Below are 12,015 nucleotides of genomic sequence, written 5' to 3' on the forward strand. Positions count from 1 at the left end.
GTGCATGGCACAAAACGATAAAATCTTAGCTAATGTTTTAGAGATATTTCGTCATAATCCCAAAAAACAATATCAAGTAGAACAAATTGATCGAATGTTGCGACGCGACCGCCTAGGTAACTTTTCTGATATCGTTAAAGCTTTGTCTTTCCTTGAGCAACAAAAACAAATTATCACTGACGGCAACGGACATTATCAGCTTACTCAAGAAAATATTGTTATTGAAGGAGTTTTTAAGGCTAATAGTAAAGGATTTGGCTTTGTGAGACTCGAAGATGAAGAAGCCGATGATGTCTTTATTGCTAAAGATTATACAAATTGTGCACTTGATGGTGATCAAGTGCGTGTAAAGATCACTGCTGGTGGTAACCCTTGGAATGGTAAGGGGCCAGAGGGTCAAGTCGAAGAAGTTGTTGAACATGGCATTGAGAATGTAGTTGGGGAATTTAATCCTTTAACCGATCAACAAGTTAAAGTTAGTCATTATATTGGCTATGTAGTAAGTACCAATAAAAAATTAGCAAATTACCGTATTTATGTGGGGGAAGTCGGACTACACCCACAAAAGGGTGACATTGTTAAGGTGGCAATTGAAAAGTATCCTAATGAAGCTAATCCTGATACAATGCTAGGCATTATTACCAACGTCATTGGTAATAAAAATACTCCTGGTGTTGATATTATGGCAATTGTTTCTGCTCATAACGTTCGTTGTGAATGGGATCAAAAAGCATTGGATCAAGCTAACGCAATCCCGGATCATGTGACTGCTGAAGATATGGCTAACCGAGAAGATATTCGTGAACAACCAACAGTTACAATTGATGGTGATGATTCTAAAGACTTTGATGATGCGGTTGTTTTGTGGAAATTACCTAATGGTAATTATCATTTAGGTGTTCATATTGCTGATGTTGCCTATTATATTAAGGAAAATTCTCCTTTAGACCAAGAGGCATACACTAGGGGTAACAGTACCTATTTAGTTGATCGAGTAATTCCAATGTTACCATTTAGATTATCTAATGGAATTTGTTCCTTAAATGAGGGCGAAGACAGATTAGTTTTATCATGTGATATGGAAATTACTCCTGAAGGTGAACGGGTAAATTACTGTATTCATCCTTCTGTTATGCGCTCACATGCTAGAATGACTTATAACAATGTAAATAAGGTCTTAGATTTAAATAATCATGAACCATTGGCAGAAAAATACCACAAGCTGGCGCCAATGCTACATGATATGGCAGAATTGCACAATGCACTTTATCAAAAGCGCCATCAGCGTGGTGCAATTGATTTTGAAGAACCAGAAGCTAAAATTGTCGTCGATGAGCTAGGGAAACCCGTTGATATTGTCCTTCATAATCGTGGAATTGCTGAAAAAATGATAGAATCCTTTATGCTGATAGCTAATGAAACAGTAGCTGAGGATTTTTATAAAAAGCACGTTCCATTTTTATATCGGGTTCATGAAACTCCAGATGGTGAGCGGATTAAGGGGTTCTTTGAATTTTGTAGTGCTTTTGGGTTGCAAATTACGGCTGATCCTAACCATGTTCGCCCAATTGACTTACAAAAAGTAGTTTCAAAAACATTAGAGACGCCAGAAGAAGCTGTGGTCCAGATGATGATGCTCCGTAGTTTAAAACAGGCACATTATTCAGAAGAACCGCTAGGTCACTTTGGTCTTGCAGCCAAATTTTATACGCATTTTACTTCACCAATTAGGCGTTATTCTGATTTAATGGTTCACCGTATGATTCATGAATACATGGATCAGGGAACCGATAAAGCTATTCAAGCTCATTTTGCTAGTTGTTTACCTGATGTTGCCGATCAAACTTCAACTCAAGAACGTGTGTCAATTGATACTGAACGCGAAGTTAATGATTTAAAGATGACTGAATATATGTCGGATCAAGTTGGACAACACTTTGATGCAGTTGTTTCATCCGTAACTAGTTTTGGTATGTTTATTCAGTTACCCAATACAGTTGAAGGTTTAATTCATATTTCGAATTTAACGGATGATTTTTATAGTTTTAATGAAAAAAGCATGACTTTAACTGGACGAGGAACGCACAAGCAATATCAAGTTGGAATGCCAATTAAGGTTACTTTAATAAATGCTAATATTGAACAGCACCAACTTGACTTTGAAATCTATGATCCTGATGCACCTAAGAAGGCACATAATGATCGTGGGCATGGTTTTAAGAAGACGCAGGACCGTAACCGCTCTAATCATCGTGGTAAGCGGACTGGTTTTCATCAAAGCGGCAATCATCCGCATTTAAGTAAATATAAGCGGTAGGTTAAAAAATTGAAGAATGAAAAGAATGAGAATTTAGTTGCTCAGAACAAGAAAGCGCACCATGATTATTTTGTTAAAGAGACTTTTGAAGCAGGAATTGCTTTAACTGGAACAGAGATTAAATCTGTGCGAGCACGGCGGATAAATTTGCGTGATGGTTATGTTCAGATAATTAATGGATCAGCTTTTTTGGAAAATGTGCATATTAGTGAATACAAGCAAGGTAATCGCTATAACCATGAACCACTTCGAAGTAGACGCCTATTGTTACATAAAAAAGAATTATTGCGTTTAGCAAAGGCACAATCTGAACGTGGAATCGCTATTATTCCGCTTAAAGTATATATCAAACATGGCTTTGCAAAAGTATTACTTGGTGTGGGTCAAGGCAAGAAAAAATATGATAAACGGGAAACAATTAAAAAACGCGATCAAGAACGTGAAATTCGTCGCCAGTATAAAATTTAAAAATAGTTTGGCTAATTAGCAGTCAAACTATTTTTTATTAAAAATTGAATTTATTTTGATTCATTTTATCTAGATAAACAAGCAATTTGATTTTTGGATTTAAACAATTTATTAGTTAAATCTCTTCTTAGAGCTACAGTTAAAGAAGAAAGATTATTTTTATACTTAAAAAATATAAATATAACTGGACTTTATATTGTAGATATAGATAATATAATGCTAAGGTCTAAATTTTGGCTGATTCATTTAAATTAGTTAATTATTATTTTAAGAAAGCGTAGAGTAAATTTGGGCTTGTAATATGTTATTTTATAAACTAATAATTTTAATAAAAATTATATACCACAAGTATAATTGTAACCATTGTCTTCTGACATAAAAATTATGCTTATTTATTCAGATTTCATTTATTTGCTTACAACTGTGATATTTCGTATTATTAAAGTGTATGTGTATGTATAGTTACACTTGCTTATAATAATATACTCGGTTACTTTTTAAAAAGTAGACTATAATTTTGCAAAAGTTATTTAATTTTATATTTTAAAATATTTGCTAATAATGTGAGGATTTGAAACAAAATGGAATTTAATGATGTTTACAATAATGAACGTGTGACACGTAAGTTTACAAATCGTAAAGTCAATGAAAACTTGCTTGCTAAAATAATTGAACGTGCTAAGCAATCACCTTCACTGCTCAATTCACAGCCATGGAAGGCATATGTTTTAACAGGTGAAGCATTAAAAAAATTTAAAAAAGATGTCAGAGAGCAATTGGATGCTAACGTTGAACCAAATGAAGATTTTACCACAATGCTATCACTTAATTGGGATTTATATCCTAGTCAAAATATGGCAACAGTTGGGGCTTCACAACCCTATTTTTTTAATAATAAAATGGAATTGTTTACAGAAGCAAATAATACTATGTTTAATGCCCAAGATATAGTTTTTTTAACAATTCCGAAAGCTTCGCCTATATGGTCGGTGTTTGATCTAGGGATTTTTGCACAAAGTATTATGCTTTTAGCGATTGATGCCGGCTTAGCAATTATGCCAGCCCATTCAATGGTTTCTTATCCTAAAGTAGTAAGGAAATATACCAAAATTCCTGATGAAGAACTAGTCGGAATGGCGATTGGTCTAGGCTATCGTGACAATGCAGCAGAAGTTAATGACTCCAAGTATATTCCTAATAGATTACCTACTGAAGAAGTTTATAAATTAGTTAAGTAAAGGGATAGATTTTTCCATTAAAAGGGAGCGATTAATGTTAAGATATATGCTAAAGGATAATTAATAAAAGGTGATATAAATTTTGAATGATACCCAAATAATTATAAATTTGTTTGCTACCCTAGTAATTTTTGCTTTTGCTGCTTTTTTTGTGGCAGCAGAATTTGCACTAGTGCAGACAAGATCAAGCCAACTTGAAGATATGTTAGCTAATAATGAAGGTAATCCGCGCAAGGTTAAACATGCTCTGCGCATGGTTCATAACTTAAATGAATATTTATCAACAACTCAAGTCGGGACAACACTAGTAGGAGTAGTTTTAGGTTGGTTTTCAGCCGATACGTTTGCCGCGATAATTGAACATCTCTTAAATCTAGCACAGGTGAATTACTCTTTACTTAGATCAATTAGTGCAATTTTGGGTGTGATTTTATTAACTTATTTAGAAGTTGTAGTTACAGAAATTGTACCTAAAAATATTGCAATCGATATGCCAGTAAAGATATTGCTTAAAATTGTTACGCCTCTACAACTTTTTCATACTCTAGTTTATCCATTTGTTTGGTTATTGAATGTTAGTTCTAATTCGCTGTTAAAGTGGCTGGGATTTGAATCAGCTGATGAAGAAAATCAGATTTATTCTCAATCAGAAATTATCAAATTATCAAGAAAAGCTGTTCATGGTGGTTCACTTGATAAAAATGATTTAACTTATATGAAACGTGCTTTTGAATTTAATGATAAAGTTGCCAAAGATATTATGACAGATCGGACTAGGCTAATAGTTATTAATTCAGCTGATACAATTAAGAAGGCTTTAAAAATGTATCTAGATGATGGTTTTAGTCGACTGCCGGTTGTTCGTGATAATAATAAAGATGATATTGTTGGCTATATATATGCTTATGATGTGATTCAACAAAGCCAAATTGACGAACGAGTACCAGTGACAAGAATTATTCGCACAATGATTACAGTTCCAGAATCAATGCCCATTCAAGATATTCTACATTTAATGATAAAAAAACATACCCCAATTGTTTTAGTGGTTGATGAATATGGTGGAACAAGTGGAATTGTAACTGATAAAGATATTTATGAGGAGCTTTTTGGAACTGTTAAAGATGAAATTGACGATGTTTCTGATGATTATATTATTCAAGATAAGAAGGGAAACATCCGAGTTTCTGGTAAAACTACTCTGTATGATTTTGCCCGCTACTTTCGGACAGATTTAAAAAGCTTTCAAGATAGTGATATTATCACAATTGGTGGTTATATAATGGAACATTATCCAGATTTGAAAGAACATCAAACTGTAAAATTAGAGAATTTTGAATTTGAACTGGAAAGTATAGAGCAAGGATTTATGCGTTGGTTTATTGTGAAACCACCAACAAATGAAATTACCGAATAGCTAATATTAAAAAGAGGAACTATTGGTTTTAGATAGTTCCTCTTTTATTAAATTTAATTATTTTTAAGACTAGCAATAACTTCAGGTTTAAGTACCCCGATAAAACGTAAATTACGGTAAAAATTCATAAAATCTAAACCATAACCTACTACAAATTCATTGCCAACTTTTGAGCCGTAATATTCAATCTCAACGTCAGTTCTACGATTAGTTTCTTTATTCAGTAAAACACAGCATTTGACACTTTTGGCGCCACGTTTTTTCAGCAAATCTTTCACATATTTTAAAGTTAATCCTGTGTCAACAATATCTTCAACAATCAGAACGTCACGATCTTTAACATCGGTTTGTAGGTCTGAAATAAGATCTACTTTGCCAGATGATTCTAATTCATTACCGTAGCTGGATACATCAAGAAAATCAATTTCTTCTTTAACATCCATTTCTCGAACAAGGTCAGTTAAAAAGAAAATTGCACCTTTAAGTGCACCAACAACCAGTGGTTGCTTGCCTGCATAGTCTTGGGTTAACTGTTTGCCTAATTTGACGCACATTTTGTGAATATCATCTTCGGTAAACAACTTATGATCAATAATACTGTTAATATTGTCGTTTTTCGGCATTTATTTACCTTTCACTTTAAACAATTTAAATTTCTAATAAAGTCGATTATATCATTTTCTAGATGAAATAGTAGATAGTTTTAATTTTTTTTGTCTATACAAGGTTTTTATTTAAAAATGAAGTTTAATTTAAATTGTAGTTTTCTTAATATAAATTTTGCTACAATTAAGAATAATAGTAAAAAATGAAAGGCTAAAAAATGAAAAAAGAAGAAGAAATTAAAATGCTTAAAGCTTTTGCAGATGCAAACGCAACCTCTGGCTTTGAAGAAGAATTTGTTAAATTGTTTACAGAAACTGTGAAGAATTACGCTGATATTAAAATTGATGGTATGCTGAATGTTTATGCAGCTAAAAAGCAAAATAAAGCTCATCGTCCAATAATCCAGCTTGATGCCCATTCAGATGCTGTTGGCTTTATTACACAGGCTGTAAGACCTAATGGTTTAATCAAATTTGTTCCACTTGGTGGCTGGGTTAAATACAATATTCCAGCTTTACGTGTCAAAATTAGAAATCGTGATGGTGAGTATATTCCAGGAGTAGTGGCAACTAAACCGCCTCATTTTATGACTGAAGCAGAGCGTAACAATGTTCCAGATGTTGCTGACATGTCGATTGATGTTGGTTCAAGCTCACGCGAAGAAACCATTAATGATTACAAAATTGACACTGGCTGTCCAATTTTTGTTGATGTAAAATGCGAATATAATGATAAGACAGGTTTGTTTTTTGGTAAAGATTTTGATGATCGCTTTGGCGCAGCCGCAATGGCGGATGTTCTTGAAGAATTAAAAGATGAACAAACAAACTTTAATATCGTTGCTGCTCTTTCAAGTCAAGAAGAGGTTGGGTTACGAGGTGCGTATGTAACAGCTAGGGAAGTTAAACCCGATTTGGCGATTGTACTAGAATCATGTCCAGCTGATGATACTTTTACCCCTGACTGGTTATCTCAAACTGGTCTTAAAAGAGGACCGATGCTACGTGACATGGATACCTCATTCTTACCTAATCCTAAATTTCAACAGTATGCCTGCGATGTAGCTGATAAAAATCATATTCCTTATACGCGCTCAGTTCGTACTGGTGGGGGACAAGATGGAGCCGCTATTTACTATGAAAATGGTGCACCTACTATTGTGATCGGTATACCTGTACGATATGAACATTCACCATATTGCTTCAGTGCATACCATGATTTTAAGGCTGCAGTTGATTTAGCAGTGGCAATTATTCGTGACATGACTGAGGAAAAGCTTGCTAGTTTTAGTAATTTTTAAATACTTAATAAAATAAAATCGTGTAAGCCAAGGCTACACGATTATGCTATAATACAGAAGAAGTCACTAGGGGTGCATATAGCTGAGAAATACCCTCTGAACCTGAACTGGATAATTCCTGCGTTAGGGAAGTGTAACAGAGTAAATTACTAAGTACTCCTAATGACTTAATAGTTATTTAGGAGTATTTTTATGTTTACAAGATCATCAAAGTGGAATACTAAATCAATTATTTTAGTTGCTTTAATCGGAATAATTATGGGTGTGATTTACACTTATGGCTTCAATTGGGCCTATAATTTAATTAAAATGGTCTTGATTCCAACAGGCTTTGCACCGGTAGTTGATACAGTTTTTACAGGTTTGTGGCTCATGGCTGCGCCTTTAGCAATATATTTTGTGCCAACTGCTGGGTCTGGTACTATTGGTGAATTATTAGCGGCAGTTGTTGAAATGGCGATTGGGGGACAATGGGGAGCAACGACTATTATATCTGGTATTCTACAGGGAGCATTAAATGAAATTGGCTTCTTCCCTAAAAAAGAACGCTATCAGAAATTTTCTTGGGCAAGTGTGATAACAGGAGCAATTTTTGCTGGCTTGGGCTGCTTTATTTTGTCATATGTGCTTTATGGTTGGGCAAAATTTAGTCTTGTATTACAAATAACAATGTTTATTACTAACTTGATTTCAGCTGTTGTTTTTGATGGTATTTTAGTTAAATTAATTATTAATATGTTTGAACGTGCTGTAAAGCCAAAAATAAGTTAATTAGAGTAAAATAGTTGCAACTTATCCTGTCCAAAGGTTGATAGCAGATAAAACAGTTAGCAGCTATTTTTGTTTTGGTTGAAATTTGGCTCTAGCTCGAGTAAATTTTTTGATAAAAAGAATAATTTGGATATAGATAAGGACAATTATGGTAAAAGATATTACGAACTGGCGTTCATTAGGCGGTTATGTCGGTGCAAATGGGAAAAAAGTAAAAGAAAATATGCTTTTTCGGTGTGGACAGTTATTTGATTTATCTTTAGAGCAAAAGGAGGTCGTCCGAAATAATTATCAAATTAAGCAATTGATAGATTTTCGTGGTGCTGATGAACGAAAAGAATATCCAAATTATATTTGGAATGGATTAACTTATATTACGATAGATGTTCTAAAAGATGCTGCTACTAACCAAGCTAGTCTTGATGAAATTATTTCTGCTAATGGGGATGTTGCAGGTAATATGCTAATTACATACAAGCAACTAGCCTTAACAAATTCTGCGCGTGAGGGATATCAACAATTTTTGCTGACTCTAGTTGCCAATCCCGTACCAACAGCATTCCATTGCTTTGCAGGAAAAGATCGCACTGGTGTTGCAGCAGCGTTAATTTTAAAGTGTTTGGGTGTTGGTAATCATGATATTTTTACTGATTATTTAAAGACAATTGAAGCAAGAAGCAAAGCTAATAACGAAATTTTAAAGCTTTTAAAAGGAAAATTAGATGCAGTTCAACTTGAAAGTGTAAAGGTAGCACTAACTGTACAGCCTTCGTATTTAGAATGCTATTTTAAAACAATTAAGCAGAATTATGGGGATTTTGATAATTACTTGGTAAATGGTTTGAAGTTGCCAGCTGATTTTAAGGAAAAAATGCAAGGTACTTATTTAGAATAATTAATGAATAATCATCAAATAACTTAGTAGCAAAAAGGACTGATCTCGAACATACAGGAGAATCAGCCCTTTTTATTTAGAACAGAATGTACTTTGGTTGTCAACATATCAATCGCAACATCATTAGTGCCACCTTCTGGAATAATGATATCAGCATAACGTTTAGTGGGTTCAATAAATTGATGATACATTGGCTTAACTGTATCAAGGTACTGTTCAATTACTGAATTAATTGAGCGCCCACGTTCTTCAATGTCTCGTTCAAGTCGGCGAATAAAACGAATATCGTCATCAGTATCAACGTAAACTTTAATATCCATTAAGTCACGAATTTTTTTACTAGATAAAACTAAAATTCCTTCAAGTATAATAATATCAACGGGTTCAGTATGAATTGTTTCGCTGCTACGAGTGTGCTCTTTAAAATTATAAACTGGCATCTCAATCGGTTTATGTTGTAATAAACTTTGCAAATGCTTAGTCAAAAGGGGAACATCAAAAGCATCTGGATGATCGTAGTTAATATTTAAGCGTACATTCATTGGCACCCCGGTGTTATCTTTATAGTATGAATCTTGCGTCATAATTAAGACATGCTCATTTTCTTGCATTTGTTCCACAATTTTATTGGCAATAGTCGTTTTACCGCTGCCTGAACCACCGGTTATACCGATTACAACGGGTTTTTCAAGTTGAGACATTAAGACACTCCTTTTTTTATCAAATAACATTTTACTTTACTTTGTCAAGAATTACCAATTGATTAGGCAAAAAATACTGATTTAGCAAATAAAATTTATTTGGATATAGTCAGAATTGGGAAAATAGTTCTCAATTGTTAAGTTAGCTAACTTGCTCGTGGCTCAGCTTAATTTAATAAGTTTTATTTTGGAAATAAGTGTATTAGATTTTGCTTGCTAGTGTACCCATTTCCCCAAGAGCTATTGACTCATTTTGTGAAAGCGATTACTATATCTTTGGTACCAAAAAATAATTATTTATCATTTATATTTTAAGAAAGTGATTTTAACGGTCATGTTTTAACCTTGATTAATTTTTAAAAGATACATTAATTACTAAAAGAGGACCAATAACTAAAATGGAATATAAAGAAAGAACAGCTGCTACGCAAGCTCAGGAATATATACAAGATTTAATTCAATTTAGGCCCGCTACTAAATTTTTGCCATCACAAAGAGAAATTGCTGAAGAACTAGGAGTTAGTCGCAATGCTGTGTTACATGCACTAGTGAAATTGAAGAATGCAGATCAAGTTTCAACTAAGGAAAGGACAGGAATCGTTGTAAATACTAAAATTAATATTAATATGCTTGGCATGGAATCGATGACAGCAGAGATAAATGACCGAACGATTCAAATTAACCATCTAACTACTGAATTGATTTCTGTACCAAAAAATTTAACTAATTTTTTTGGTCCAACGGTAAAGAAATTAATTAAAATAAGCCGAGTACGATTAAAAAATAAAATCCCCCTAACCTATGAAACTACGTACTTTAATGCTGCAAAATTTAAAGTATTTGTTGAAATTGATTTTACTAATAAATCTTTATATGCGTTATTAAAAGATAAATACGGAATTGTCTTAGCTTATGGTAAGGAAAATATTGCTTGTAGCCTGGCAAATGAAAAAATAAGTGAAATTTTAAAGGTGAAAAAAGATACCCCGCTTTATCGCATCGATAGTTTTAATTATTTAGAGGATGCTACCCCCATAGAGGCAACTACCCAGTACCTGATTGGCAGTAAATTTAAATATCATTTTACGGCTGCTGATATTTATACTTATTTGTAGGGATAAAAAAGTGTTATTTAAAGAAGTTCATGCGGATTTGAAGTTGAAAATCAAGCAAAAGAATTATTTGCCTGGCAGTAATTTACCCACTGAGACGGAATTACAGGAATATTATCAGGTCAGTAGAACAACTATTCGCAGAGCAATTGATCAACTTGTAGCAGAAAATAAGGTTATACGAAAAAAAGGCAGCGGCTTATTCGTTGCTCCAGCAATTTCAAAGCAAAATATCTTAGAAATGACAGGTATCATTAAACAATCAGTTCCCGAACTAGCAGATATGATAAAATTTAAAGATAGTTATTTAAGGTTAGTGGGTCCATATTATGCTGATGTTTTTAATATTGGTGCTAATGAACTGCTATATTTTATTTCGTTTGTAATCAATATAAAAGGACAATTAACATGGGAAAAGTTGATTTTACCCCTAGAATATTTTCCTGACTTTGATCCAACTTGCTTAAAGATAATGTCGATTATTGAAGCAGTTAATTCTGGAAAATTAAAACCCAAGAACTTATTTCAAGATTTTCAATTAATAAGAGCAACGGATGAGATAGGCAAGCAGTTATGCATCCAAAAACAAGCGCCAGTATTTAAAATAACTAATCTTTTTTCAACTAAAGATAGCAAAATTGTAGCCGTTGAGTACAGGCTACAAGATGCTTTAACTACCAAGTACTCAATTGATTTTAATTAGTGGAGGAAAAATAATGATTAAGCTTGTAAGAGTAGACCATCGATTAGTTCACGGCCAAGTGGCCGTTTCTTGGTTCAATAGTCTAGATGTAAATACAATTTTTGTGGTTAATGATGAAGTTGCTAAGGATGATTTTCGGAAATCAGCTATTAGATTGGCTAAACCAGAGAACTCTAAATTAGTAATGAAATCGGTTGATGATAGTATCAAAGCCATTAATTCTGGGGTAACTGATAAGTATAAAATGCTAATTGTAGTTGAATCGGTGGCCGATGCGACTAAGTTAATTAAGGGTACAGGAGAAAAAATTAAAAGTTTGAATTTGGGTGGAACTAAACCACGGCCTAAAACTAAAAATTATGCAAAAACAATTAACTTAACTCCGACAGAAGCAGATCAGCTTGATGAACTTCAAGCTAGTGGGGTTGATGTTTGGATAAAGCAAGTTCCCAATGATGATAAGCGGGAATTTCATAAATAGAGTTGA

The 12,015-nt window shown here is 33.4% G+C and carries 12 protein-coding genes and 1 riboswitch; of the genes, 10 read left to right on the plus strand and 2 right to left on the minus strand.

The window, feature by feature from the left end; translation table 11 throughout:
- Positions 1-4 precede the first annotated feature (4 nt).
- From rnr to BM203_RS05640, 4 genes are all read left to right on the plus strand, one after another.
- A complete protein-coding gene (rnr, locus tag BM203_RS05625; RefSeq protein ID WP_090093395.1) occupies positions 5-2,317 on the plus strand; it encodes a ribonuclease R in 2,313 nt (770 codons plus the stop codon).
- 9 nt (positions 2,318-2,326) lie between these two features.
- Entirely contained in the window at positions 2,327-2,785 is a 459-nt protein-coding gene (gene smpB / locus BM203_RS05630; protein WP_090093397.1) for an SsrA-binding protein SmpB, read from the plus strand.
- Positions 2,786-3,366: 581 nt separating this feature from the next.
- Positions 3,367-4,023 (plus strand): nitroreductase, encoded by a 657-nt coding sequence (locus tag BM203_RS05635; protein ID WP_090093398.1) that lies wholly within the window; start codon positions 3,367-3,369, stop codon positions 4,021-4,023.
- Between the two features lie 82 nt (positions 4,024-4,105).
- Positions 4,106-5,440: a hemolysin family protein gene (locus BM203_RS05640; RefSeq protein ID WP_090093400.1), complete on the plus strand. Its 1,335-nt coding sequence runs from the start codon at positions 4,106-4,108 to the stop codon at positions 5,438-5,440.
- A gap of 53 nt (positions 5,441-5,493) precedes the next feature.
- Here the strand turns inward: BM203_RS05640 and hpt are convergent, their stop codons facing one another.
- Positions 5,494-6,063 (minus strand): hypoxanthine phosphoribosyltransferase, encoded by a 570-nt coding sequence (hpt, locus tag BM203_RS05645; RefSeq protein ID WP_090093401.1) that lies wholly within the window; start codon positions 6,061-6,063, stop codon positions 5,494-5,496.
- A gap of 200 nt (positions 6,064-6,263) precedes the next feature.
- On the opposite strand from hpt, the gene BM203_RS05650 reads away from it, so the two are divergent.
- The 3 genes from BM203_RS05650 (at position 6,264) to BM203_RS05660 (ending at position 9,012) form a co-directional block, all read left to right on the plus strand.
- Positions 6,264-7,346 (plus strand): M42 family metallopeptidase, encoded by a 1,083-nt coding sequence (locus BM203_RS05650; RefSeq protein ID WP_090093403.1) that lies wholly within the window; start codon positions 6,264-6,266, stop codon positions 7,344-7,346.
- A 58-nt stretch (positions 7,347-7,404) separates the two neighbouring features.
- Positions 7,405-7,493, plus strand: a riboswitch (TPP riboswitch).
- A gap of 45 nt (positions 7,494-7,538) precedes the next feature.
- Positions 7,539-8,117, plus strand: a complete 579-nt coding sequence (locus BM203_RS05655; protein WP_090093404.1) for an ECF transporter S component — start codon at positions 7,539-7,541, stop codon at positions 8,115-8,117.
- Positions 8,118-8,265: 148 nt separating this feature from the next.
- Complete coding sequence (locus BM203_RS05660; protein WP_228150114.1) at positions 8,266-9,012, plus strand: tyrosine-protein phosphatase; 747 nt, start codon at positions 8,266-8,268, stop codon at positions 9,010-9,012.
- Between the two features lie 62 nt (positions 9,013-9,074).
- Here the strand turns inward: BM203_RS05660 and udk are convergent, their stop codons facing one another.
- Positions 9,075-9,713, minus strand: coding sequence for a uridine kinase (gene udk, locus BM203_RS05665; protein WP_090093407.1), 639 nt, complete (start codon positions 9,711-9,713; stop codon positions 9,075-9,077).
- A 398-nt stretch (positions 9,714-10,111) separates the two neighbouring features.
- Here udk and BM203_RS05670 point away from each other — a divergent pair, with 398 nt between their 5' ends.
- Genes BM203_RS05670 through BM203_RS05680 form a run of 3 tightly spaced genes read left to right on the plus strand, consistent with a single transcriptional unit; the run spans position 10,112 to position 12,009 of the window.
- Positions 10,112-10,828 (plus strand): GntR family transcriptional regulator, encoded by a 717-nt coding sequence (locus tag BM203_RS05670; protein ID WP_090093408.1) that lies wholly within the window; start codon positions 10,112-10,114, stop codon positions 10,826-10,828.
- Positions 10,829-10,838: 10 nt separating this feature from the next.
- Positions 10,839-11,528 carry a GntR family transcriptional regulator gene (locus BM203_RS05675; protein ID WP_090093410.1) on the plus strand — a complete coding sequence of 230 codons (690 nt, stop codon included), beginning with the start codon at positions 10,839-10,841 and terminating at the stop codon, positions 11,526-11,528.
- A gap of 13 nt (positions 11,529-11,541) precedes the next feature.
- A complete protein-coding gene (locus BM203_RS05680; RefSeq protein WP_090093411.1) occupies positions 11,542-12,009 on the plus strand; it encodes a PTS sugar transporter subunit IIB in 468 nt (155 codons plus the stop codon).
- The last annotated feature ends 6 nt before the right edge of the window (positions 12,010-12,015 follow it).

Source organism: Lactobacillus bombicola (genome assembly GCF_900112665.1).
Lineage (GTDB): Bacteria > Bacillota > Bacilli > Lactobacillales > Lactobacillaceae > Lactobacillus > Lactobacillus bombicola.